The organism is Streptomyces griseosporeus (genome assembly GCF_014656055.1).
Taxonomy (GTDB): Bacteria; Actinomycetota; Actinomycetes; order Streptomycetales; family Streptomycetaceae; genus Streptomyces; species Streptomyces griseosporeus.
On record NZ_BNBR01000002.1, the window covers coordinates 203,674 to 228,410 of the forward strand.

The window sequence follows — 24,737 nt, forward strand, 5'->3', positions numbered from 1 at the left end:
CTCGGCCTGCCCGCCTACGTCCCCAACCTCCCCCGTATGGCACGCCCGCCGGCATCCGACCACCCCCAGGCCGGCGCACTGCCCATGCCGGCAGCACCGATGGCCCCCGCCGGCCCGCAAAGTCCAGGGCCGGAGGCTGGCCATGCCACGCACGCGCCGTCAGGCCGCAGCCGCCGCGCGGCGGATCGCGTCCAGCGTGCGGGCGACGTCGTCGGCCGTGGTGGACCAGTTGCTGACGGAGATGCGCATGATGCGGCGGCCCCGCCAGGTGGAGCCGCTGATCCAGGCCGTGCCGTCGTCGAGGAGCCGCGCAAGAACCCGGTCGGTGCGCGCGTCGTCGCCGAACGCGGCACAGACCTGGGTGAACACCACGTCGTTGAGGACCTCGGCGCCGTCGATGCCGCCGATGCCCGTCGCGAACGCCCTGGCGTGTGCGCACAGCCCCTCGACCAGGTCACCGACGCCCCTGCGGCCCAGCGCGCGCAGCACGGCCCACACGGTGAAGGCGCGGCCGCGCCGGGAGAGTTCCGGCACCGTGTCGACCGGGTCACCGTGGGCGTCATGGATCAGGTAGGCGCCCTGCTGGCTCATCGCCGCCCGCAGCGCGCCCGCGTCCCGGACGACGGCCACCCCGCAGTCGTAGGGGACGTTGAGGGTCTTGTGGGCGTCGGTGGCCCATGAGTCGGCTTCCTGGCAGCCCTCGGTGTGGTGGGCGAGGCGGGGGCTGGCGGCGGCCCACAGTCCGAAGGCGCCGTCGACGTGCACCCAGGCGCCGGCCTCGTGTGCGGCGCTCACCGCCTGCCGGAACGGGTCGAACGCACCGGAGTGCACGTTGCCGGCCTGCAGCACGACGATCGTCGGCCGTGGCTCGCCGTCGGACAGCGCCTGCCGCAGATCGCCGGGCCGGATCCGTCCCTGGTCGTCGGCCGGCATCAGCTCCGGCTCCCCCAGGCCCAGGTAGCGCAGGGCGAGGTCGACGGAGATGTGGCGCTCGGCGCCGGCCAGGACGCGTACCGGGGGTCCGCCGGAGAGTCCGTCCCGGGCCGCGTTCCAGCCGATTCGGCCCAGCACGGTGTCGCGTGCGGCGGCCAGGCAGGTGAAGTTGGCCATGGTGGCGCCGGTGGTGAAGCCGACGCCGGCAGTGGCGGGCAGACGCAGCAGCTCCAGCAGCCATGCGGCGGCGATGTCCTCGGCCGCCGCGTAGGCGGGTGAGGCGGCCCGCATCACACAATTCTGGTCCCAGGCACTGACCAGCCAGTCCGCGGCGAGGGCGGCGGGGTGGGTGCCGCCGACGACGAAGCCGTAGAAGCGGCCGCTGGGGAACGCGGTCAGGCCCGGTTCGCCGGCCGTGGCGAGCAGGTCGACGACCTCGGGGGCCGGGGTGGGGTCGTCGGGCAGATCGGTGCCCAAGGCGCGGACGACCTCCTCCACCGAGGCACGCGCGGGTACCGGCCGCTCCGACAGGCCGGCCAGCCAGCGCACCGCGTGATCGAACGCCCGGTGGAGCGCCGCCTCGCGCTCGTCCATGTATCGGACTATCGGACGGCGTCCGCCGCCAGGCAAGCGGGGCGCCCTCGAAACGCCGACCACTGTGTCCAGTTATATGAACGATATTCATGTACGCATCTATCCTCGCAGGGAATCGCGAGCTGCCCTGCCGCTACAACCCGTAAAACGTGCGAACCTCACGCTCGCCAAGGGCATGCACCTGGCCGCGAATTCGAGCATGTGAACCAGATCCTGCCGCTGCTCTTGTCAGCCGGTCGAACGAGCTCTATCGTCTCCCGCCAGAAAGCGCTTTCCCGATCGCTCCCCCCGGGCCACCGGGACAGCCCGAGGAAGCGATGGTCGCGGAGGCCACCGCGACGCGTGCACGAGCCGCAAGGAACCGTCCGACGCTGTCCGGTCCTCCGGCCGCATCCGACGGCGCACCACACCGCACCACACCGAGCGACCACGCGACTCCACGCCCGTCCGGCGACCCCGGACGGTCGCTTGACGCGCCCCGGCACCGGTGGCGCGGCGCCGAGCCACCGGGAACTCCCGCCGACCGGCACCCCGGACCAACCGCACCACCCCGCCAGCACACCCGCACACCCGCACACCCGCACACCCGCACACCCGCACACCCGCACACCCGCACACCCGCACCGATCACCTCGACCCCCAGGAGCCCCCAATGAAAAGACCTGTCGCCCTGCGACTGTCCGCCGCCACAGCCGCGTTGGCCCTCGCGACCGCCGCGGGAGCCGCCCTGTCGATGTCCGAGGCGTCCGCGGCCACCGGCGGCGCCACCGGTTACGCCACCCAGAACGGCGGGACCACCGGCGGGGCCGGCGGGCAGACGGTCCGTGCCACCACGGGCACCCAGATCCACGCGGCGCTGTGCGGGCGCGCCAGCAGCAGCACCCCGATCACCATCCAGGTCGAGGGCACCATCAACCACGCCAACACCGAGAAGGTGTCCGGCGCGAGCTGCAACACGGCCGCGGGCGTGATCGAGCTGAAGCAGATCAGCAACGTCACCATCGTCGGCGTGGGCAGTGGCGCGGTCTTCGACCAAGTCGGCATCCACATCCGCGAGTCCAAGAACATCATCATCCAGAACGTCACCGTCCGGAACGTGAAGAAGTCCGGCTCGCCCACCTCCAACGGCGGCGACGCGATCGGCATGGAGAGCAACGTCCGCAACGTGTGGGTGGACCACGCCACGCTGGAGGCGTCGGGCGGTGAAGCCGAGGGCTACGACGCCCTGTTCGACATGAAGGACAACACGCAGTACGTGACGCTGTCGTACAGCATCCTGCGCAACTCGGGCCGCGGGGGCCTGATCGGCTCCAGCGAGAGCGACCTGTCCAACGGCTATGTCACCTTCCACCACAACCTGTACCAGAACATCGACTCCCGCACGCCCCTGCTGCGCGGCGGCACGGCCCACATGTACAACAACCACTACGTGAGCCTGAACAAGTCCGGCATCAACTCCCGCGCCGGCGGCAAGGCGAAGGTCGACAACAACTACTTCGAGGACTCCGCCAACGTCCTGGGCACCTTCTACACGGACGAACTCGGCTACTGGCAGGTCAGCGGCAACATCTTCGACAACGTCACCTGGTCCGCCCCCGGTACGGACAGCCACCCCGCCGGTCCGGACCCGCAGTCCAACACCACCGTCAGCATCCCCTACGCCTACACCCTCGACGCCGCTTCCTGCGTACCCGACGTGGTGAGCCGGACGGCGGGCGCGAACAAGGGCCTGCAAGTGTCCGACGGCAACTGCTCGCCGCAGAGTCCTACGCCGACTCCTACCCCGACTCCGACCCCCACGCCCACTCCCACTCCCACTCCCACCCCGACGCCCACGCCGAGCCAGCCCAGTGGCACCAACCTCAGCATCGGCGCCGGCTCCGACGGCTCCAGCAAGGCCGACGGCACCAGCTACGGCAACGTCCGTGACGGCAACCTGAGCACCTACTGGTCGCCGTCCGGGTCGACGGGCTCCGTCTCCATCAAGTGGGGTGCGCCCACCGCCGTGTCGAGCGTCAACATCCGCGAAGCCGCCGGGTCAGTGGGCGCCATCGGCTCGTGGCGGCTCCTCAACGCCGACACGGGTGCCGTCCTGAAGACCGGCAGCGGAGCGGGCGTCATCTCCTTCGCGCGGACCTCCCTGCAGAAGATCACCTTCGAGATCACCGGCGCCACCGGCACCCCGAAGGTGGCCGAGTTCGAGACCTACGCCTGATCCGGCACCCCCGGGCATCCTCCGCGCGGCACGCGGCGGCGCCTCGGACCGCCTCTCCTGCCCGACGGCAGGGGACGGGCCGAACGCGCTGCCGTGTGCCGCGTACGTCCAGCGGTGGGTCAGATAGCCCTTGCCGAACCGGAGCCCGACGTACGGCGTCGGACCGCCGCAACCGCCGCGGCACCCAGTACGACAGCGCCCGCGCCGGCCCCGGCCATCGGCAGCGTCGCAGAGGACGAACCGGTCGCCGCGAGGGTCGCTCCCCCGGTACCGGCCGCGGCCGCCGCCTGAGTCGTCCCGGCCGCCCCGGTCGCCTGCTGAGCGGCACCGCCCTGCGGCCTGGCACCGGTTCCCTGCCCGGGCGTGACCGGACCGGGCCGGGCGTCGTCCTGGTCCCCCGGCTGCGCCGGCTCGGCGTCGTCGCCCGGGTCCGTGGTGCTGCCGGCGGGGAGGACCTGGAAGTCGTAGCGCTTCATCGGGCCCAGTACACACGGCCGGTAGGCGTCGGAGGCGTCACCGGCGAAGAGGGCGAGGGCGTCCTTCGCCGTGGCCGGCGAGTCGGCCTTCATCCGCAGCTTCACGTCGCTGTGCTCGCCCGGCTTCATCGCGTCGACGTGCGCGATGTGCTCGGATCCCTCGCCGCTGAGCGGCCGCCACCGCGAGCCGTCCGACCACTCCACGCCGAGAACGCTCTTCGTCCCCGCGCCTTCACCGGCCACGTGGATGGACACGAGGGGGTCGACGGTCAGGGTGCGTGTGGTCCCGTTGGTCACCCGCAGCGTGAAGTCGACGGTGGTCCCGGCGACGAGCTTCGACGGCAGCCCGACCGCGAGGGAGGTCAGTCCGGCCTCCCGGACGCATTCCTTCGCGGCGGCGAGCGCCTTGTCGGCGGCCTGCTTGTCGGCGAGGGCCTTGTCGAGGGCCTGCTCCAGGAGGCTGTACTTGCGGACGGCCGCCACCCGGGCGTCGTCGAGCGCGGTCTGCGCCTTCTCGGCCGCCGCGGCGGCGGCCTGCTGCGCCGTCACCGCCTTCGCCAGATCGCCCTCCGCGGAGTCGAGGGCCTGCTGGGCCTCGGCCCTCTCGGTGTCGTTCTGGGCCGCTTCGAGCCTGGCCTTGGCCTCGGTGACCGCCTTCTCGGCGGCAGTCCTGGCGTCGGCGGCGGCCTTCGCGGCCTTCGCGGTGTCGAGGGCGGCGGCCTTCAGCGGATGCGTGTCCGAGTCGAGTTCCTCGAGGGTGGTCTCGAGTTCCTCGCGCCCCTCCGCCTTGGCGGCGACGGCCAGGTCGTACGCCTTCCCCGCGCCCTCGGCGGCCTTCACCAGCTCCGCGTACGTCGGCTGGTCCTGTGTCTGGCCTACGGCCGCCTCGCCGGCGAAGGCTGGGGCGGCGGAGAACAAGGCGACGGGGGTCACGACCGCGACAGCAGCGGCGACGGCGAGGGAACGCGGGATCTTCACACAGATCCTTTCGATCACGGCGAGAACACGGAGGGGCCACCACGGTTTCCCCACAGGAAGCCCAAGAGTCCGATGATCTTACTTCCTCGGGCGACCGAGGCCAGGGCCGCGTTGTCAGTGCGCTCACGTATCGTGCCCGGCACCGCTCATCGACCGAGAGGAACAAGAGAGTTGACCGGCACGCCGGCTTTCCCGCTCCCGTTTCACGCTTCCCGTTCCCTGTCCTTCGCGCAGCCCCGGACACTGCGGGAACTGCAGATGATGGAGTGCAGCTCGCACATCCGGGCGAAGCCGGGGTGGTTCGAGAAGATGAACGACGCCGACATCGTCGACAGGTGGACGCGAGAGGCGATCGACCAGGGCCTCACCGAGGCGCAGATCCGCTACGTACTGGCCGAACTGGCGCATTACGCGGCACTGCGGGACGGGCGGACCGGCATAGAGGTGTCCGCCGTCGACGGGGTGTGGCAGTCGGACGCCCTGGTCGACGACAAGCTCGGGTCACGGCTGCGTGAGGCGGTGCGGGTGCTGGAGGAGGTCCCCGAGGCGGAGAAGGACTGGCATCCCGGTTCGGACGGCCAGGTGCTGGATCTCGTTCATCCCTCTCTGTTCTGTCTGGTGAGGGAGGTGAGCGGGGCGCCCGAGCGGGCGTGGCGGAACCCGACGGACCGCTACTCGAAGCACGAGTTCTCGGAGAGGTTCCAGTGGCTGCCCACGGACGTGGACGTCAGTGACGACGGCGAGGTCACGTTCCGCTCGTACGTCAACAACGTCCACCCCGAGCAGCATCACGAACTGGCCTCCGTCCTGCCGGACCTGTTCGCGCGGTTCCTTCCCTTGTGGGAGAACGTGCTCACCGACCTGCGCCATCCGCGGCCGCTGCGCATAGAGGCCGATCCCTATGGGTGGTACGAGTCGGAGCCGGAGTACCCGGACAGGTCCTCCTACAGCGACGACGAGGCCCACGCGGAAGCCGTCCGCGTCTGGGAAGAGGCCCAGGACGACTGGTGGGAGAACCGCCGGCCGGTCGTGCCGGACGCCCCCGAGTTCACCGCGCCCGAGGTGCCCGGCGAAAGCGCCCGGGTCGGCCTGCGCGGGCGCCGTCTCCAGGTCATCGTCAAGCTCGCCTCCATCCATCTCACCCCCGACAAGCCGGAGTACCCCGGCGGTTCCTGGCATGTCGAGGGGATGCTGAACGAACGGATCGTCTCGACCGGCATCCACTACTTCGACAGCGAGAACATCACCGAAAGCCGGCTGAGTTTCCGAGCCGCACTCGACGACCCCCACTACGAGCAGAACGACGACAACGGCATGCGTGAGGTGTACGGCCTGGAGAACGAGGACGCGCTGAACCAGGTGCTGGGATCGGCGTCGACCCCGGAGGGCCGCTGCCTTGCGTTCCCGAACATCCTGCAGCACCGCGTCGGCTCGTTCCGCCTCGCGGACCCCACCCGCCCGGGACACCGCAAGATCCTCGCGTTCTTCCTGGTCGACCCGTCGGAGCAGATCGTCTCGACGTCCGACGTGCCGCCCCAGCAGCCGTGGTCCGACACCTCGACCATGACGCTGGAGCAGGCCAAGGCCTACCGCGAGGAACTCATGCGGGAACGCAAGTTCTTCGTCGACGAACACAACGAGCAGCTCTACGAGCGGGAGTTCTCCCTCTGCGAGCACTGAGGGCCGGCGCGCTCCGGGCCGTTCAGAAGGCGGAGTGCGCGAACCAGTGGGTCAGCAGGTCCTCGTCCCCCTCGTGGGCGAGGGCCTGCGCCCGGTAGGGCAGGCGGCCGTAGACGAGCAGGAGCAGGTCGGCCGCGGTTCCCCGGACGGTCGCGTCGGCGGTGTCCGCGGTCGCGCCGGCCTCCTCCAGGCCGAAGCCGTCGGGCCGCAGGCGCACGAGCCAGGACTCGTCGCCGTCGGTCGTACGGAAGCGGATGGTCCTGTCGGGGCCGCGCAGGTCGGCGACCTTCGGTGCGAAGAAGGTGGCGAAGGGCAGGTTGACGAGGAACTCGTCGATGCCGTCGACGGCGAGGGAACGGTCGATCGCGGGCGTCAGGCCGAGGGCGAGTTCGGCGTCGGCGCGGTGCAGCAGCGTCTCGAAGAGCATGCGGCGGGCCCAGAAGCGGGCGTGCTGGTCGACGCCCCACGCCCACATCGGCAGGTCCGGGTCCGTGGCCGCGAAGGCCTCGGCGGCCACGGTCGCGCTCTCGGCCAGCCAGTCGGGGTAGCCGTCCTCCCGCTCCGGCAGCCGCAGGTCCACCTCACGGGTGCGCGGAGGCTCCTGGATACGTGACCGAAGCAGGACGGAGAACCAGCGCTGCACGCTGCCCGTGTGCCTGACCAGGTCGGCCAGTGTCCAGTCGGGGCAGCTGGGCACGGCGGTGCTCAGGTCGGCGCCGCGGAGCGCGGCGACGAACCGCGCGGTCTCGGCCGCGACCGCCGCGCGGTGATCGACCGGGGGGACGACAGAGGCCTGCGTGGGGTCGGAGATGCTCATCGTGAGCTGCCTTTCCGGGAAGGTGCGGGTCAGCGGGACGGCTGGTCGAGGACGGCCGGGGTACGGCTTTCGGCGGCCTTCCTCAGGACGGGTGTACGAGGTGCGTGCGCCGACTTGATGCCGACGAGGGACACGGCGACCACCAGGGCGAAGGCCGCGCCGGCGAGCGCGAAGCCGATCGTGAACTGGCTCTCCTGGGGCAGCGCGGGCATGCCGTGCGGCAGCCGGATGGTCTTCGACGCCAGCAGTGTGGTGATCACCGCGCTGGCGACGGCGCTGCCGACGGAGCGGGAGATGGAGTTGATGCCGTTGGCGATGCCGGACTGGTGGGCGGGGACGCTCGCCACGATGAGGGCGGGCATGGCGGCGTAACCGAAGCTGATCGCGAGACCGATGACCATGCCGGCGCCGATCACCGAGGCCGACGTCTCGTGCGCCACGGTCAGCCACGTGAAGCCGACGACGCCGAAGCAGGCCCCGGCGGCCAGGGTGACGCGGGCGCCGAGCCGGCCCACCAGCACTCCGCCGAACTGCGATCCCACGAGCGAGACGAGCGTGGTCGGCAGCAGGTACACGACGGAGGCGCGGAGCACGGAGGCGCCGAAGCCGTAGCCGGCGATGTCCTCGGGCATCTGGACGAGGTAGGAGACGCCGATGAACTGGGCGAACATCGCGAACCCGAGCAGCAGCCCGGCGAGGTTGGTGAAGAGGACGGGCCGGTGGGTGAACATCTTCATGTCCACCATGGGCTCCTTGACCCGGCTCTCGGTCACGACCCACACCGCCGCCATGACGGCCGCTCCGGCGAAGGAGCCGAGGGTACGGCCGGACGTCCATCCCCACTCGTGCCCCTGCGAGACGGGCAGGAGCAGCAGCACGAGCAGCGCTCCCAGGGTGGCCGCGCCCAGCCAGTCCGTCCGCCCTCCCGTCGCCGTCCGGGAGGCGGGCACGGCGAACCACACGCCTGCCAGCGCCACCACCGCCAGCGCCACCGCGAGCCAGAACACCCGGTGGTAGTCGGGGTCGGCGCCCCGGGTGAGGAGCCCCGCGCCGACCAGCGCGAGTCCGCTGCCGAACGCGAGGGTGCCGCTGACCAGGGCCATGGCGCCGGGCAGTTTCACCGGCTCGATCTCCTCGCGCAGGACGGAGAGGGCGAGCGGGAAGATCGCGGTCGCCGCTCCCTGCATCACCCGGCCGACGATCAGCCAGGTCAGCGAGGTGGTCGTGGCGGCGAGCACCGAGCCGGCGACCATCACGAGGAGAACACCGACCAGGGTGGCCTTCTTGCCGTGCTGGTCGCCGAAGCGGCCGAGCAGCGGGGTGAAGACGGCGGCCGACAGCAGCGTGGCGGTGGTCACCCAGCTGACGCTCGCCGTGCCGGCGTGCAGATCGTTCTGGATGATGCCCAGGATCGGCACGACCAGCGTCTGCATCATCGAGACGACCATCGCGGCGAGCCCCAGGGTGAGGATCAGCACGCTGTCCGGTGCGCGTCTCGGGCCGGCCGTGCGCAGTGCTTGTGACACGGAATCTCTTCCTCGGTGAGACCTCGGCCTCGGCGAACGGGAGCACGCCGGGGCCGCGGAACGGTGAAACTTGAGAACGTGGAAGCTTGAGGACCTCGAAGCTTGAGGACTTCAAGCAATTGCCAGGACCGTAGCCAGCGGTATTTGAGATCGTCAAGTTTTCCGGCGTAGGGTGACGCACATGACAGCAGCACTCCCCCGCGTCGACTCCGCCCGGCTCATGGAGCTGCTCTCGGCGTCACTGGCCGCCTACTACGGGGACTTCACCGTGGCCGCCGCCGACGAGAACCTCACGGCCAGCCAGGGCAAGACACTGAATGTGCTGCGCCGGGGACCGGCCTCGATGAGCACCTTGGCCACCACGCTGACCTGCGACGCCTCCAACATGACCGGGATCGTCGACCGGTTGGAGAAGCGAGGCCTGGTGCGCCGCGAGCCGAGCGCCTCCGACCGGCGCGTCAAGAACGTCGTACTGACGGCGGAGGGCGAGCGGGTCATCGACGTGATCCGCGGCAACATGCACCGCACGCTCGCGGGTCTGGACCGGCTGGACGAAGACGAGCGGGCCGCCCTGGGCGCCCTCCTGGAGCGCGTCTTCACCCCGCAGCCCGCTGCCGCCCGCGCCTGAGAGAAAGGTCAGTCGAGCAGGGCGGCCATGAACGTCTCGCGGTGGTTCGCCAGCCATGTCTGCACACGGTCCCAGCGCTCCCATCCTCCGCGGTCGGCGAGTGCCTGGAGGTAGACGGGGTCGTTGTCGGCCACACGTCGGGATACGAAGGTCCGGCACACCTCGGTGGCCTGCTCGATGACGCCGGGCAGTTCGGCGCGCTCGTCCGCCGGGAGGCCGTAGCCGTCGGCGAGGATCCGCAGCCGTACGGGCGCGTCCAGCCCTGAGGGGTAAAGGCCTGCCGCGGATTCGGGGTCGAGCATCGGCACCCAGTAGCGGGCGGTCATGGCGATGTCCCAGAGAGGGCGGCCCGGCGCCGCCATGTCGAAATCGATCAGTGCGGCCGCACGACCGTCGCGGAAGACGACGTTCTCCGGGCATACGTCGTTGTGGCACAGCATCGTTCCCCCCTCCGGGTCGGCCAGGTCCCGCGGCCAGTCGGCGCGCGTGTCGACCGCGACGGCCCTACCGGTCTCGTGCAGGCGCCGCAGCAGGCTGCCGACGGACGCGAGGGCGGCCTCCGTCATCGCCCAGTCCGGGAACGGCGGCAGAGCCACGTCGCCGGGGAGGAACGTCAGCCGCTCACGGCCGTCGGCGGTGAGACCGACGGGCGCCGGCGCCGCGTCGAAGCCGCGCTCCCTCAGCTCCAGAAGGTAGGCGTGCAGAGCGCGCGCATGGCGTGGCGCCGGCCGCTCCACCAGCGCACCCCGGCGAAAGACCGCCCCCGTGTTCACCATTCCGCCGACCAGCGCCTCGCCCTCAGCCGTCATGGCGATCACGCTACCGCCGCGCCGGAGACGCGGGTATGGGCGGTCACATGCGGGTGAGGCCGGTCAGGGCCCTGGCCTCCGCGGTGGCGTCCGGGTCGTGGCCGAGCCATTCGCAGACCAGCACCGTGGCGTCGTCCTCCAGCCGACCGTCGTGGTACTCCAGCACAGCACGGACGAGACGGCGCAGGGTCTCGGGCACGGGCAGGCCGTCGGCGTGGTGGCGGATGAGGAAGTCGATGAACCGCTGCAGGCCGAACTCCACCCCCTTCGAGCCCCGGGCCTCGGTGATCCCGTCCGTGTAGAACACGATCCGGTCACCCGGCTCCAGCTGCTCGCGGCACAGGACGACCGGCAGTCCGAGCCCCGTGCCCATGGGGTGGGCGGGACGGCAGCGCAGCTCACTGATCCAGCGCCCGCCACGGATGATGACCGGCGGGTGGTGACCGCGGTTGACCCAGGTGAAGACACCGGTGCCGGTGTCCAGGTCGGCGACCACCCCGGTCGCGTAGCGGGTCTGGCCGTACTGCTCGATCAGGGCCTCTTCGATCCGTTCGGTCAGCTCCACCAGTCCGGCCTTCCGACGGCGGAAGCTCCGGCAGGTGGCCATGGCGAGGTTCGCGGTCAGCCCCGCGGCGGTGTCGTGTCCCATCGCGTCGAAGATCGACAGGTGCACGACCGGTCCGGCCGTGGCGTAGTCGAAGGCGTCACCGCTGATGCGGTAGGCCGGCTCCATCGCCGCGGAGATCACGACACGCCCGTCGGCATAGGTGCGCGGCGGCATCAGCTGCCACTGCATCTCGGCGGCGATGTCCATCGGCTCCGTGCGGGTGAGCCGGGCGTAGGAGTCGCTGTGCCCGCGCTTGCTGACCAGGATCAGCGCGATCACGGACGCCAGCGCCTCCATGTCCCGCCGTACCCGCTCCGAGTCGTCGGCCGCGGTGACGCGCAGCACCCCGATCCGCTCGGTGCCGTCCAGCAACGGCACCCACCAGCGGTGCTGCTCGGCGGGGGCGGAACTGTCGGGCACGACCTGGACGTGCTGGTAGGCCCGCCCCGGCAGCGTTCCCTCGACCTTCAGCTCGGCCTGCGCACCGTCCGTCGCCTGCCCGGCGTCCTCGCCGCGGCCGGTCAGCAGCCGCAACGCGTGGCGCTGCACGTCCCCGACGTAGATCAGCACCTCGGTCATGCCCGCGGCCGCCGCGTGCTCGGTGACCCGGGCGGGCAGGAGTTCCAAGGGCATCACGTGGCTGGCGGCCAGCAGGCCCTCCAGCATCCCCCGGCCGTCGCGGTCGCGGTCCTCCACAGCCAGCACTCTCTTTCCTCGGCACGGCATCAACGCCGTCCGCCGACAGGTGCGTCGCTATCAGTCTGCCCCTCTTCGGTTGCGGGGTCCCGGGGTGTATCGCCGCTCTTCGGTCGATGGCGGCTGGTGGACGGCCCGGCAGCTTGCCGCCCGGTCGCCGGCGACGACGATCTGGCGCGGCGCGACCGGGTGACCGCGCGCCTCCACCTGGGGCAACCGGCCGTTTACCCCCTGCGGGGTGGGGGGACCCTGCGACTCATGACACGCACGCTACGTCGCCGGATGGGGCAGAACCGAGTGCTGCGGCTGCTGGACGGCCTGGAACGGCAGCCTCGCGCGGACACCGTCATGGACCTGGTCGGCCGGGGCGTGCGCGCTCTTCCGCTGGGCGGCGGCCGGGACCTGTTGCACGGCAGGTGGCTCGGCCATCCGGTGCATCCCCTGATGGTCCAGGTCCCCATCGGGAGCTGGCTTTCCGCCGCGGTGCTGGACCTGCGTCCCAGCCGGTCACGAGAGGCGAGCCTTCTCATCGGCGTCGGGCTGGCCGCCGCCGCTCCCGCCGCGCTGGCCGGTGCCGTCGACTGGGCCGAGCTGCACCGCCCGCAGCAGCGGGTCGGCCTGGTGCACGCGCTGGCCAACACCGCGGCCGTCGGGCTGTACGCCGCCTCGCTCGTGTGCCGCGCCAAGGGCCGTACCGGGGCCGGGCGGGGGTTCGCCTACCTGGGCCTGACGGCGGCGGCGACCGGCGGCATGCTGGGCGGCCACCTCGCCTACCGGCAGGCGGCGGGCGCCAACCACGCCGAGGAGGTGCCGCACGTCGTCTCGGAGGGCTGGCACCGCATCGGCGCCGTGGCCGACTTCCCGGCGGGCCAGGCGGTGCGGCGCAGCGTGGACGACGTGCCGGTCCTGGTGGTGCGCGAGCCCGGAGGGGCCGTCCACGCGCTGGCCGACCGGTGCAGCCACCTGGCGGGGCCCCTGTCCGAGGGAACCGTCGAGGACGGATGTGTGCGGTGCCCCTGGCACGGCAGCGTCTTCCGGCTCTCCGACGGCTGGAACGTACGCGGCCCGGCCACCGCTCCCCAGCCCGCCTTCGACACCCGCATCGTCGACGGCCACGTCGAGGTGCGTCTGCCGGAAGAGTCATCCGCCGAGAGCAGCCCGTCGACGGCGGAGGCCTTGCCGTAAGGGGCCGATGGGCACGGGGGCTGACCGCGGCCACAGCAACGGCCGGCCCGCGGACTGACGTGGCCCGAACAGCCGTCTGTCATTCGGTCCAGGAACGTGTAAGCGGAACGGAAGACAGCGGGGGGAGATTGGCGGCCGCGTACTCGTCCGCAATCCCGAAGACGCTGGCACAGCGCGGACACTCCGCGCGGCCCATGAGATACCTGATCCTCTCGGCCAGCCGGTCCTGACCGTCACGGACCGCGAGGTCGTACATCCACCGACCTGTGCCGTCGAGCTCCGCGACGGACGCCGGCCGCAGATCGCGTCGGTCGACGTCCCAGGCGTCCCAGTCCCGGCGGGCGGAGTAGGTCCCGTATCCGCCGATGGCGATGGTCACGTTCAGGGAGCAGTGCGGACAGGGCACCGCGTAGAAGTCATCGCTGAAGTCACCCAGGGCGGCGCTCCAGTGGAACTGCCCCTCGATCGCCAGGAGGGTGCGGAAGCCCCAGATGTAGTCAGCCGGGCGCGTTCGGAGGCGACGGTCCACCAGCTCCCGAAGCTCCGCGATGGCGTCGGCACTCTCCACGAACATGAGTTCGCCCTGGTCGTCCGTCATCGCGCTCCGCACGATCGCCCCGGCCATCTCCAGCGCTTGCGTCTCGCTTCGGGCGAGCGCGACCAGACGTGGCAGCGCGGCCGGACTGCCCGGGACGAGGGTCTCCCCCTCTCCGCACAGCATCGTCCACAGCTCGCGCCACACGCTCTCGCTGACGCCCCCGGCCTCCACCTGATCCAGGAGCGCCGGCAGGAGCTCATCGGTCCGAGGTACGTACGGGCGCCCCCAGTTCATCACCCTCGCATTCAAGCGTGCCGAAGACGCCGGAACGGGGGCAAGGGCCGGCGCCCGGTCCCGTTGGCCGCTGTGCAGAAGAATCCCGGCCGCGGGGACGTCGTCGATGTCACGACGGCCGTGGGCGGCGAGCCGCTCGGGGGTGGCGGGTGGAGACTGTTGGAGAGAGCCGCGGCGTTGTGGGCAGGCCCCGCCCGCCGAGCCGGGGCTTCCGGACGGGCGGCCCTTTCGGGAGGCGTTCCGGCGTGAAGCGGGGGCATGTGGCAAAGGGCAGGCCGGCGAGCGGATGTGCCGTCGGCGGACAGACACCGGGATTCGAGCAAGGGGACGGGAATGGCAGGGCCTGAGCAGGCGGCGCCCTACACGAGGCGGCAGGCCGGAGCGACACAGGCCGGAGCCACACCCGCTGCCGCGCTGACCGACGCGTTGGAAGCCATCGGCACCGGCGCCTACGTGGTGAACGCGGAAGGCCGCATCCTGGCCGTCAACTCCCTCGCCGAGAAGATGCTGATCCGTCCGGCCTCCGAGCTCATCGGCCGGGACGCGCACGACCTGCTGCACCGGGACGCCCACGGCCAGCGCCTGTCGAGGACCCAGTGCACCGTGCGGCAGGCGTTCCACATCGGCAGTACGGCCCAGGTGGAGGAGGACTACTTCGCCCGCGGGGACGGCTCGGTGCTGCCCATCTCCTGGCTGATCACCCCGTACGACATCGGCCACGACAGCGGCACGCTCGTCGTCTTCCACAGCTGCGACCGCCGGCAGACACCCGAAGGGGAGCCGGGCTCGTCGAGCACACCGCTGTCGGAACTGGACCGGCTCGCCCTGCTGGCCGAGACCACCACACAGCTCACCTCCACCCTCGACGTCGAAGAGGCGCTGCGCCGTCTGGTGACACTGGTCGTGCCCCGGCTGGCGGACTGGGCGATCGTCGATCTGATCGCCGAGCGCGACGAGCTGTGGCGCAGCATCGTCGTCCACGCCGACGGGGACACCCTGCTGCACCGCGAGGACCTCCAGGGTCCGATGCCACCGATCCCGCCGCACTCCCCCATGCCGCTGTCCAGGGCCCTGCGCGGAGTCGCGTCCACCGTGGCCGGGCCCGAGACCTACCGGCAGGAACCGGACTCCGGGATCGCCGTGGAACAGCGCCGCCTGTTCGACACCACCGGCATCCGCTCCGCCGCCATCGCCCCCATCCGCAGCACCCGCGAGGTCCTGGGAGCACTCACCCTGGGCCGTGCCGCGCATCCGGGCACGTTCACGACGGCCGACCTGCCCCTGATCGAGGACATCGCGCGCCGCGCCGGGCTCGCGCTGGACAACGCACGCCTGTACGAGCGTCAGCGCAAGGTCGCCGAGACCATGCAGAATCACCTGCTGCCCCAGATGCCCCATGTACCGGGACTGCAGATGACGGCCCGCTACCTGCCCGCGCCCGACGCCTCCCAGGTCGGCGGCGACTGGTACGACGCCTTCTCGCTGTCCGACGGCGCCACCGCGCTGGCGGTCGGGGACGTCGTCGGCCATGACCTGGAGGCCGCGGCCGGCATGGCACAGGTGCGCAACATGCTCCGCGCCTACGCCTGGGCGCTGCAAGAACCCCCGAGCCAGATCGTCAGTCGGCTCGACGAGGCGATCATGCAGATCACCGAGGTCACCATGGCCACCCTGGTGCTCGCCCGCATCGAGGAAGTGGGCGACGGCCACTGGAAGCTGTCCTGGACCAACGCGGGCCACCCACCGCCCCTGCTGATCAGCCACGACGGCCTGACCCGTTACCTGACCGACGGCCACGGCATTCTGCTGGGAACCGGAGCCGGCAGACCGCGCACCGACGCGAGCGTCGTGCTGCCGCCGGGCTCCACGCTCGTGCTGTACACCGACGGACTGATCGAAGAGCCCGGCCACACCGTCGACGACGGCCTGCAGCGGCTGCGCCGGCACGCCGCCGCCCTCGCCCACCGGCCCCTGGCCTCGTTCACCGACCAGCTGCTGCGCAGGGTCCGCCCGGCCGCCAACGACGACGACGTCGCGCTCCTCGCCCTGCGGACACCCGAGCGGGTGTGACATCCCCTGGTCCGACGGAATCTCCCCACCGGGGGGCCGGACCGACCTCCGTCAGAACATTCCTGCCCGCCTGCCCGCAGCACTGTCGACCGCTCACCGGGCCGACGGACTCGGCCCGCACCACTGCCCCTCCCCGCAAAGGTGCGCGCAAGCTACTCGGGGCTACGCCCTGCGACGGCGCCGCCGGGATCGTCCAGCAGGGCGATGCGGGCGGTGATGCGTTTGCCCACCGGTTCCCGCTGGACCTCGAAGCCCTGGGACACCGCCATCACGATCTCCAGACCGTGCTGCCCGACCCGCCCGGCGTCCGCGGAGCGGGCCACCGGCAGCACCGGCTCGGAGTCCCAGACCACCACCTCGACCATGTCGCCGGCGATCCGCAGATCCATCAGCACCGGACCGGGCGCATGCTTGTGGGCGTTGGTGATCAGCTCGCTGACCACCAGCCGGGTCACGTCCACTGCTCGCCGCGAGACGGGCAGGCCCGCTTCGGCCTGCACCCGGGCGAGGAACTGCGCCGCCAGGTGGCGCGCCTGGGCGATGTCCGTGCTGTCGCCCGACAGCGCCACCGTGGTCCGCAGCTGCTGCTCGTCCGGTGCGGTGCCCTCCTCATCCACTGGAACTGGTTCCATCACGGCCCGCTTTCGCCACCCCGTTCACACCTCGCGTGTACCCGCGCCCGCGCGATACACGCTCCACTCTGCTGCGCCGACTCCCCGCCGACACCTGCGGCATCCCCCGGACGTGCGCGGACGCACTTTGGGCGGGAGGTCCTGGTGTGCAAGTATCACCGAATGGCTGAGGGACGAATGACGGACACCGAGCGAACCGAACCGGTCGGCGGGCTATCGGTCGTGGCCACCGCCACGGACGGCATCCGCGTGCTGACCCTGGCCGGCGAGATCGATCACGAGACGAGCGACCAGCTGCGCCGTGCCCTGGAGGTCACGGGCACCGCCGGACCGCGCATCGTGGTCGACATGGGCCAGGTCACCTTTATGGACTCCAGCGGCATCAACGTCCTCATCGCCGCCTACCAGGCCGTCACCGCGGCCGACGGCTGGCTGCGCCTGGCCGCACCCACCGACTCCGTCGCGCGCGTGCTGCAGTTGGTCGGCGTCGACGACCTCATCGAATGCCACCCCACCCTGCAGGAAGCGCTCGCTGCCTGACCCGCTCGGGCGCCCCGTGAGTGCCCGAAGGGCTGCTCACGGGCGCGCGGCAGTGCCGGGGGGCAACCTCACGCGGGCGTCTTCTTGCGTCGGCGCCCGCTGCGGGCGAGGGCGTCGACGAGCTGGTCGCGGCTCAGCTTCGACCGGCCGGGAAGGTCCTCGTCGGTGGCCCGCTGGTACAGCTCGGCCTTGCTCAGCTTCTGCAGCTCCTTCACGCCGCCGGTGTCGCGGGTGCGCGCCCGCGCTGCGCCGGCCTTCTTCGGCGGCGCCTTTCGCGCCGGCGACTTGGCCTGCTTGCCGCCGGCCGATGACCGGGCGGCCGCCTTGCGCGGCGCGGCCTCGCCCTTCTCCTCGGCGTCGGGCTCGCTGCCGCCACGGCCGGAGCGGGCGGCCTGGACACTTCCTTCGAGGACCTTCATCAGGTCGATCACATTGGTCGCCTCCGGCGCCTCGTCCGCCACGGCGATCTCCCTGCCCTCGGCCTTGGCCCTGACCAGCTCGCGGACCTTCTCCTGGTAGGTGTCCTGGTAGCGGGACGGCTCCCAGTCGGTGCTGAGCGCGTCGACGAGCTGCAGCGCCATGTCCAGCTGCTTGCCGCGCCCCGCCCGCCCCGAGGGAAGCTCGGGCAGTTCCTGGCGCGGGTCGCGCACCTCGTCCGCCCAGTGCAGGGTCTGCAGTACGAGCACCTTGTCCTCCGCGCGCAGCGCGGTCAGGTACTGCTTGTTGCGCATGACGAAGGTGGCGATCCCGACCTTGTTCGCCTCGGCCAGTGCGGCCCGCAGCAGCTCGTAGACCTTCGTGTACTCCTTGCCGCGGGGTGCGAGGTAGTAGGTGCGGTCGAAGTAGACGGGCTCGATCCGGTCGAGGTCGACGAAGTCGGTGATGTCGATGGTCCGGGAGCGGCCCGGCGCGATCTCGTCCAGCTCGTCCGGCTCCACCACGACGTACTGGCCCTGGTCGATCTCGTAGCCCTTGACGATGTCACTGGTGTCGACCTCGTCGCCGGTGCGCTCGTTGACCCGCCTGCTGCGGATCCGGTCCGAGGTGCCCCGCTGCAGCTGGTGGAAGTGGACCGTGTGGTCCTCCGTCGCCGTGTAGAGGCCGACGGGGACGGTCACGAGGCCGAACGTGATCACGCCTGTCCACATCGCCCGAGCCATGGCCGTGCTCCGTCCCGTCTCATCCAGCCCCCATCGCATCGCTGCTTCCACGCTCGCACCGCGGACCGGGCCACGCCTGTCGAGCCGGACGTCGGGCCCCTGGGCGGTCAGGGCACCGGACCGCCCCCGGTGCCACTCGGCACCGCGTCACATGACTGACAAGAAGCTGTCACAGACGGACCGGAATGCGGGTTCGGCCCGCGCCGGTTCTGACTGACATGACTCCGGGTGCGGCACTCGACGCGGCGGCCTCGCACGCCCCATCGACGACCTCGCACGCCCCGTCGCCCGGCGGAGCACACCCGTCAGCGCCCCCGCATCCGGTGCCCGCAGGCACCCCCGAACGAGGGAGAATCCCCATGACCACCGAGGCCACCAGCACGGACCTCCACGCCTTCACCGAGTCCTGGCTGGAGTGGTACCGCGGCCAGGAGGCCCGGCTCGCCGCCCCGCACGGGTTCCTGGCGATCACCGGCCTGCACTGGCTCGACGACCGGCCCCAGCGCTTCCCCGACGCGCCCGGCGCGTGGCGCACCGGCCCGGACGGCGTCGTGGTGGACCTCGACGAGGGCGAGGAACTGATCGTCGACGGGACGCCGGTACGCGGCGAGCACCGCTTCGGTGTGCTTCCCGAGCGTGGCGGCGTCGACGCCGTCTGGGGGGACGCCGTCATCGAGGTCGCCAGGCGCGGTGGGTACGACATCGTGCGCCCCCGGCACCCGGACGCGCCGCTGCGCACGGCCTTCACCGGCACACCGGCCTATGCCCCCGACCCGCGCTGGGTCGTGACCGGCCGCTACTTCCCCTTCGACACGCCGCGCCCGACCACGGTGGGGGCCGCGGTCGAGGGGCTTGAGCATGTGTACGACGCTCCGGGCAGGGTCGAGTTCGAGCTGGAGGGGCAGCGGCTGTCGCTGACCGCGTTTCCCGGCCATGGCCCGGGGCGCCTGCTGGTGCTGTTCACCGACACGACGTCCAGGGTCACCACGTACGCCGCCAACCGGTCCCTGGCCCTCGACCCGCCCGCCGCCGACGGCACGGTCGTACTGGACTTCAACCGCGCCGCGAACCTGCCGTGCGCCTACACGGACCTGGCCACGTGCCCGCTGCCCCCGGCCGAGAACCGGCTGCCGGTGGCGATCGAGGCCGGGCAGAAGATCCCGCGCGAGCGCGGCGGCTCCTGAGCCGGAGGCGCCCGACCCGATCGCCTTTACCCGAGGGGAGGCTAGTCAAGTTTGACTACACTGTCGGCATGAGGGAAACGACCATCCCGATCCTGCCGTGCAGGACCATCCAGCCCGTTCTCGACTTCTACACCGCCCTCGGCTTCGCGGTGACCTTCCAGCAGAAGAGCCCGAACCCGTACGCGGTCGTGGAGCTCCGCGGTATCCAGCTTCACTTCTTCGCGATGAAGCACTACGAGCCGGCCGAGTCGTACAGCACCTGCTACATACGCACCGACGACGTGGACGGCCTGTACGAGGCCTTCCGCACCGGCCTCAAGGCGGCGTACGGGAGGATCCCGACCCGAGGGCTGCCGCGCATCGGAGCGCTGAAGGACACGTCGTACGGCATGCGGCAGTTCCTCTTGACCGATCCGGGCGGCAACTGCCTGCGCATCGGGCAGCAGACGAGCCAGGACCAGCGCCACCGCCCCGCACCCACGGAACCCTTTGCCCGCGCCCTCCATCACGCCTCCCTGTTCGCGGACTCCAAGGAGGACCCCGCCGGCGCCGCGAAGATCATCGACCGGGTACTGCGCTTGGAGGACGGGCAGCCCACGCCCGTTCAGTTGCTTCGGCTCCTGGTGCTGCGCGCGGATGTCGCCGCGCGCCTCGGTGACGAGGCCACCGCGAGGACCGCGCTCACCCGGGCTGCCGCTGTCCAACTCACCGAGCAGGAGCGGAGGTCGGTCAGTGACGACCTACGGCGCCTCGAAGAGCTGAGCACCTGAGGCGGCTTCAAGAGCCCACGCCGCGCTCCGTGGGGGCGCGGCGTCCTCGGCCGCCGCTTCCGCGCCGTGCGGGTTCAGGTCATGTTGAAGTACGGCAGCGGGCCCGCCGGCTGGCCGGCGGTCACGCGGCGGATGACCGCGATCGCCAGGACCGACGAGGCGACGCCGATGCCGTGGTCGACCGGGTTGTGGTAGTCGGTCTGGTGAAGGAGCAGGAGGTGGACGGCGACCGAGAGGGGGCCGTCGCAGAGCCACACGAACCACCAGGCGTTGATCAGCCAGACGTCCACGGGCGGTCCGCCGGCCCTGCGGATGTCGAGCGTGATGCGCCGGGGCAGCCACCACATCGCGAGCGGAATGGCCCACGCTCCGACGGCGAAGCCCGGAGCGTACTTGTGGGTCCCCGGTGCGAGCACCTCGGCGTTGCAGCGGCAGCGGTGGAACCAGACCAGGAACGAGATCCAGCAGGCGATCTGCAGGAGCCCGAGCAGGGGGAGTCCGTCGTCACCGACCCACGGCGAGTCGGATCCGCCGGAGACGATGATGCCGATGTCCGCCAGGGCCGATGTGGCGATCAGGCTCTGGGCGACGACAGCCGGCCCGGCCGGATTGCGGAACCGGTAGCGGGGCCCCCGTACGGCGGCCGGCCCGACGAGCATGTTGTAACGGTCCATGGACGTTCCCCCGAAGTTGTCGCCGGCACCCCACCCGTGCGCGGCCCGGCGATGATCATCGGCATCGTAGGTGCGCCTCGGCGCAGGTGTCCACGGGGTGGGCGGGACATCGTCCGGGCCGTCGCAGCGGCGTCAACCGGGGAGGGGTGAGGGCGACTTGATCCGGTCCGGCGCGGCGCCGGGAACATGCGCGGGTGTCGTCTTGCTTCTCCCTGAAGTGCCCGGTCACGGGCGGGAGTTGAGTGACGGAGGACTCGTATGGCGCAGGAATCGACCACTGTGGTGCTCGGCGGGGGCGGACTCGCCGGCATCGGATGGACCGTCGGGGCGCTCACCGCGCTGGAGGAGGCCGGGGTCCTGCGGCTGTCCGCGGCCGCGCACGTCGTGGGGACGTCGGCCGGCTCGGCGGTGGGGGCGATGGTGCTCCAGGCGGGCTCGGCGGCCGCGGTGTACGACCGGATGGTGCGCAAGTCGCTGCGCAACGAGGAGCTGACGCCGGCGGTGGCCCTCGCGGAGCTGATGCCCGAGATGCTGGCCGTGTACGGGAGTGAGCAGTCCGTCGCGGAGAAGGCGGAGCGGTTCGCCCGGTTGTCGCGGGAGCGCTCCGGGGTCGATCCGGCCCTGCGACGGGCCGCGGTCGCCGGCCGGCTGGCCGGTGACGTCTGGCCGGACGGCCGTCTGTCGGTGACCGCCGTCCGCGTGGACGGCGAACGCACCGTGTTCACGCGGGAGTCGGGCGTCGGGCTCGTCGACGCGGTGACCGCGAGCTGTGCCGTGCCCGGGATATGGCCGACGGTCCGGATCGACGGCGTCGAGTACCTCGACGGCGGTACGTTCTCCCTCACCAACGCCGACCTCGCCGCCGACGCCGACCGGGTGCTGGTGCTGCGGCCCATGGCGGAACTCGCGGGCGAGGCGCCCGAGGAGCAGCGGGCGGTGCTGGAGCGGGCTGTGGTGGTCGAGCCGTCCGAGCGGGCCCTGGCCGGTTTCGGCTCGGATCCGTTCGACCCGGATGTGCGGGGCGTGGCGGCCGTTCTCGGATACGAGGACGGCCTCTGCGCGGTGGAGCGGGTGCGGGAGGCACTTGCCGGGGTCGCTGCTCCCGGCGCGTCGCGGGCGGTTTTCGCCGAAGGGTGACGCGGCCGACGCGGCTCCCGGCCGCCCTCGGGTGCCGCCTGGGGGCGGCGGTCGCCGTCAGGGAGAGGTGACGGCATCAGCCGGTTCCGGAATGCCGAAGGCCCAGAGCGGCAGGGCGACCCGACCAGGCCGGATCCGCGCGGTGTTCGGCGCAACCTCATCACCCCCCTGCCCGCCGAATCTTTCCAGCCGCGCCATCGTGCGGCAGAGAGCGGGTCCGCAGAGTCCCCCGCGTACTGGTCAGCGGACGCGCCGTGCCCCCCGGTCAAGGCCTGGCGTCGCAGTCAACTGCTCTTCGCAGGTGTGTCGTTCGAGTTTGTGACCGGACTCGCACCGGCGGAGTGGTGCCGCGCCGCAGGCTCTTCCGCCGGCTTGGACCTACCGAGCCACACGCCGGTGAGTACGGCCGTGGCCAAGGTGAGGGCGCCGGCGACGACGAACGCGCTGTGCAGGCCCGACTCGAAGGACGCGCCGTCGGCCTGCCGGGCGCGGACGACGGCTCCGAGGACCGCCACGCCGAGCACCGCGCCGATCTGCCGTGTGGTGCTGCTGATACCTGAGGCCAGGCCGCCTTCCTGCGGGGCGACCGCCTGGATGGCGGCTCCTGTCAGGGGGGACATGGTCAGGGCGAAGCCGATGCCCACGACCGCCAGGCGCCACCACACGTTCCCGTAGCCGGTGTCGGCGTCCACCGTGCCGAGCGCCAGCAGCCCGGGGCCGGCCACGGCCAGGCCGACGGTGACGACGGCCCGGAACCCGTACCGGGCGGCGAGCCTGCCCGCGTACGGGCTGACGATCACCATGGCCAGCGTGGTCGGCAGGGTCTGCAGGCCGGCGCGCAGGATCGAGCTGCCCTGGACGTACACGAAGAACTGGGAGAAGAAAAACGACGAGCCCATGAGCGCGAACCCCACCACGACCATGGCGGTGTTGGACACGGTGAACAGGCGTTGCCGGAACAGCCGCAGCGGCAGCATCGGAGCACGCCGACGCGCTTCCACGGCGACGAAGGCGGCGAGGAGGATCACCGCGGCGGTGGAGCTCGCGAGGACCGCGGGCGACGTCCAGCCGCGGGCACCGCCCTCGATCAGCGAGTAGGTCAGCGCCCCCACCCCCACGACGGACAGCGCCGTGCCCGGGACGTCGATCGCGGGGGCGGTCGGATTGCGGGTCTCTTGGAGCGTGCGCAGACCGGCCAGCAGAAGGACCACGCCGATGGGCAGGTTGACCAGGAAGATGGCCGGCCAGCCGAAGGCCTCCGTCAGCACGCCACCGGCCACGGGGCCCGCGGCCAGACCGATTCCGCTGAAGCCGGCCCACAACCCGATCGCCCTGATCCGTTCCCGCGGCACGGGATGGGCGGCGACGAGCAGGGCCAGTGAGGCGGGGCTCAGCGCGGCGGCGCCGATGCCCTGCAGCACCCGGCCGGCGATCAACCAGCCGGTCGAGGGCGCGAGGCTGCACGCCAAGGACGCGGCGGTGAACACCGCCACGCCGGTCAGGTACACCCGCTTGCGGCCGAACCGGTCGGCGAAGACGCCGCCGGCCAGCAGCAGCATGGCGACCAGCAGGACGTACGCGTCGACGATCCATTGCAGACCGGTCAGCTGGGTGTGCAGCCGGTGCTGCATGTCGGGCAGCGCCGCACCGACGATCGTGTTGTCGAGAAGCACCATGAACTGGCCCAGGCAGGTCACCGTGAGCAACACGGCCCGGTCTCCGCGACTGCCTTCGGCCGCAGGCGATACCGCCATCGGGATTCCTCTTCCTCGTCGGTTGCGGCTGTCCGGGCCGACACGTTCGGCCCACCGGACGCCCTAATGCAGTCAGCGACTGCGTTAGGCGACTGTAGGGACGGTCGCTCACAAACGCAAGCGTCGACTGCGTTAAGGTGGGGGCATGGACGAGCGACAGCCGGCTCGGCGGCCCGGCGGGCGCAGCGCCCGCGTCCGCGCGGAGGTGCACCAGGCCGTCACCGAGTTGATCAACGAGCGCGGCTACGGCAACTTCACCGTCGGCGACGTAGCGGCCCGCGCGGGCGTGGCCGACAGCAGCATCTACCGGCGGTGGGGCAACCTGGCCACCCTGCTCACCGACGTGGCGCTCACCCGTCTCGACGCGCGGTCGCCGATGCCCGACACCGGGAGCCTGGCCGGCGACCTGCGCACCTACGCGGCCCAGGTGGCCCGTGAGATCACCGGACCCGACGGCCTGGCCCTGCTGCGACTCGCCGTCGCCCTGTCGCACAACGGCCGGCAGGGCGTGAAGGCGGGCGAGGACCTCCTCGCCGAACGCACCCGGCAGCTGCAGTCCATGCTCGACCGCTCCCGTGCCCGCGGCGAACACGCGCCCGACGCGTTCGACGTGCTGGACCATGTGCTGGCCCCGATGTACGTCCGCGTCCTGCTCGGCATCGGCCCGCTCACCCCCGAGTACGTCGACGGGCTGGTCGACCGCCTGCTGTCGCCCCGGCCCGAGCAACGGGACGAGGGGCGTTGACCTCTCGATCGCCTGGTCGGCGTAGCCCTGCCGTTGTGTCACGCGTCACATCCGAGCCGTGTCACGTCCGGGCCGCTTGCTCCCATCTGGTGGGC

The 24,737-nt window shown here is 71.6% G+C and carries 21 protein-coding genes; 10 read left to right on the top strand and 11 right to left on the bottom strand.

All coding sequences use genetic code 11. From position 1 onward, the window contains the following. Window positions 1–159 precede the first annotated feature (159 nt). Window positions 160–1,527, bottom strand: a complete 1,368-nt coding sequence (locus IE308_RS09970) for a pyridoxal phosphate-dependent decarboxylase family protein (RefSeq protein WP_190217564.1) — start codon at window positions 1,525–1,527, stop codon at window positions 160–162. Window positions 1,528–2,179: 652 nt separating this feature from the next. Between IE308_RS09970 and IE308_RS09975 the strand changes: the two genes are divergently transcribed. Further along, window positions 2,180–3,742 (top strand): pectate lyase family protein, encoded by a 1,563-nt coding sequence (locus tag IE308_RS09975; protein ID WP_190217565.1) that lies wholly within the window; start codon window positions 2,180–2,182, stop codon window positions 3,740–3,742. Window positions 3,743–3,861: 119 nt separating this feature from the next. On the opposite strand, the gene IE308_RS09980 is transcribed toward IE308_RS09975, so the two are convergent. Then, window positions 3,862–5,196 carry a hypothetical protein gene (locus IE308_RS09980; RefSeq protein WP_229908806.1) on the bottom strand — a complete coding sequence of 445 codons (1,335 nt, stop codon included), beginning with the start codon at window positions 5,194–5,196 and terminating at the stop codon, window positions 3,862–3,864. A gap of 72 nt (window positions 5,197–5,268) precedes the next feature. Here IE308_RS09980 and IE308_RS09985 point away from each other — a divergent pair, with 72 nt between their 5' ends. Beyond that, window positions 5,269–6,876: a DUF4246 domain-containing protein gene (locus tag IE308_RS09985; protein WP_506005317.1), complete on the top strand. Its 1,608-nt coding sequence runs from the start codon at window positions 5,269–5,271 to the stop codon at window positions 6,874–6,876. Window positions 6,877–6,898: 22 nt separating this feature from the next. On the opposite strand, the gene IE308_RS09990 is transcribed toward IE308_RS09985, so the two are convergent. Together IE308_RS09990 and IE308_RS09995 are read right to left on the bottom strand one after the other, a co-directional pair. After that, window positions 6,899–7,693 (bottom strand): maleylpyruvate isomerase family mycothiol-dependent enzyme, encoded by a 795-nt coding sequence (locus IE308_RS09990; RefSeq protein ID WP_190217567.1) that lies wholly within the window; start codon window positions 7,691–7,693, stop codon window positions 6,899–6,901. A gap of 29 nt (window positions 7,694–7,722) precedes the next feature. Continuing rightward, a complete protein-coding gene (locus tag IE308_RS09995; RefSeq protein ID WP_229908807.1) occupies window positions 7,723–9,219 on the bottom strand; it encodes an MFS transporter in 1,497 nt (498 codons plus the stop codon). 181 nt (window positions 9,220–9,400) lie between these two features. On the opposite strand from IE308_RS09995, the gene IE308_RS10000 reads away from it, so the two are divergent. Beyond that, entirely contained in the window at window positions 9,401–9,847 is a 447-nt protein-coding gene (locus IE308_RS10000; protein WP_229908808.1) for a MarR family winged helix-turn-helix transcriptional regulator, read from the top strand. An 8-nt stretch (window positions 9,848–9,855) separates the two neighbouring features. Here the strand turns inward: IE308_RS10000 and IE308_RS10005 are convergent, their stop codons facing one another. Beyond that, the gene (locus IE308_RS10005) at window positions 9,856–10,656 is read right to left on the bottom strand and encodes a phosphotransferase (protein WP_190217568.1); all 801 of its coding nucleotides are present in this window, start codon (window positions 10,654–10,656) and stop codon (window positions 9,856–9,858) included. Window positions 10,657–10,699: 43 nt separating this feature from the next. Further along, the gene (locus tag IE308_RS10010) at window positions 10,700–11,968 is read right to left on the bottom strand and encodes a PP2C family protein-serine/threonine phosphatase (protein WP_229908809.1); all 1,269 of its coding nucleotides are present in this window, start codon (window positions 11,966–11,968) and stop codon (window positions 10,700–10,702) included. Between the two features lie 273 nt (window positions 11,969–12,241). On the opposite strand from IE308_RS10010, the gene IE308_RS10015 reads away from it, so the two are divergent. Continuing rightward, a complete protein-coding gene (locus IE308_RS10015; RefSeq protein WP_190217569.1) occupies window positions 12,242–13,144 on the top strand; it encodes a Rieske (2Fe-2S) protein in 903 nt (300 codons plus the stop codon). 79 nt (window positions 13,145–13,223) lie between these two features. Here IE308_RS10015 and IE308_RS10020 read toward each other — a convergent pair whose 3' ends face one another. Then, a complete protein-coding gene (locus IE308_RS10020) occupies window positions 13,224–13,979 on the bottom strand; it encodes a hypothetical protein (RefSeq protein WP_190217570.1) in 756 nt (251 codons plus the stop codon). A gap of 330 nt (window positions 13,980–14,309) precedes the next feature. On the opposite strand from IE308_RS10020, the gene IE308_RS10025 reads away from it, so the two are divergent. Then, complete coding sequence (locus IE308_RS10025) at window positions 14,310–16,046, top strand: SpoIIE family protein phosphatase (RefSeq protein WP_190217571.1); 1,737 nt, start codon at window positions 14,310–14,312, stop codon at window positions 16,044–16,046. 152 nt (window positions 16,047–16,198) lie between these two features. Here IE308_RS10025 and IE308_RS10030 read toward each other — a convergent pair whose 3' ends face one another. Beyond that, a complete protein-coding gene (locus IE308_RS10030; protein ID WP_190217572.1) occupies window positions 16,199–16,678 on the bottom strand; it encodes an ATP-binding protein in 480 nt (159 codons plus the stop codon). Between the two features lie 162 nt (window positions 16,679–16,840). Here IE308_RS10030 and IE308_RS10035 point away from each other — a divergent pair, with 162 nt between their 5' ends. Then, complete coding sequence (locus IE308_RS10035; RefSeq protein WP_110626012.1) at window positions 16,841–17,218, top strand: STAS domain-containing protein; 378 nt, start codon at window positions 16,841–16,843, stop codon at window positions 17,216–17,218. Between the two features lie 68 nt (window positions 17,219–17,286). Here IE308_RS10035 and ku read toward each other — a convergent pair whose 3' ends face one another. Then, window positions 17,287–18,378: a non-homologous end joining protein Ku gene (gene ku, locus IE308_RS10040; RefSeq protein WP_190217573.1), complete on the bottom strand. Its 1,092-nt coding sequence runs from the start codon at window positions 18,376–18,378 to the stop codon at window positions 17,287–17,289. Between the two features lie 359 nt (window positions 18,379–18,737). Between ku and IE308_RS10045 the strand changes: the two genes are divergently transcribed. Next, complete coding sequence (locus IE308_RS10045) at window positions 18,738–19,562, top strand: DUF1684 domain-containing protein (RefSeq protein WP_190217574.1); 825 nt, start codon at window positions 18,738–18,740, stop codon at window positions 19,560–19,562. A 68-nt stretch (window positions 19,563–19,630) separates the two neighbouring features. Next, window positions 19,631–20,332 carry a bleomycin resistance protein gene (locus IE308_RS10050; protein ID WP_190217575.1) on the top strand — a complete coding sequence of 234 codons (702 nt, stop codon included), beginning with the start codon at window positions 19,631–19,633 and terminating at the stop codon, window positions 20,330–20,332. A 74-nt stretch (window positions 20,333–20,406) separates the two neighbouring features. Here IE308_RS10050 and IE308_RS10055 read toward each other — a convergent pair whose 3' ends face one another. Beyond that, on the bottom strand, window positions 20,407–21,006 hold the full coding sequence (locus IE308_RS10055) for a DUF4328 domain-containing protein (protein WP_190217576.1): 600 nt from the start codon (window positions 21,004–21,006) through the stop codon (window positions 20,407–20,409). Between the two features lie 258 nt (window positions 21,007–21,264). Between IE308_RS10055 and IE308_RS10060 the strand changes: the two genes are divergently transcribed. Next, window positions 21,265–22,143, top strand: coding sequence for a patatin-like phospholipase family protein (locus IE308_RS10060; RefSeq protein WP_190217577.1), 879 nt, complete (start codon window positions 21,265–21,267; stop codon window positions 22,141–22,143). 284 nt (window positions 22,144–22,427) lie between these two features. Here IE308_RS10060 and IE308_RS10065 read toward each other — a convergent pair whose 3' ends face one another. Next, a complete protein-coding gene (locus IE308_RS10065; RefSeq protein WP_190217578.1) occupies window positions 22,428–23,897 on the bottom strand; it encodes an MFS transporter in 1,470 nt (489 codons plus the stop codon). 145 nt (window positions 23,898–24,042) lie between these two features. Here IE308_RS10065 and IE308_RS10070 point away from each other — a divergent pair, with 145 nt between their 5' ends. Beyond that, a complete protein-coding gene (locus IE308_RS10070; protein WP_190217579.1) occupies window positions 24,043–24,642 on the top strand; it encodes a TetR/AcrR family transcriptional regulator in 600 nt (199 codons plus the stop codon). Window positions 24,643–24,737 lie beyond the last annotated feature (95 nt).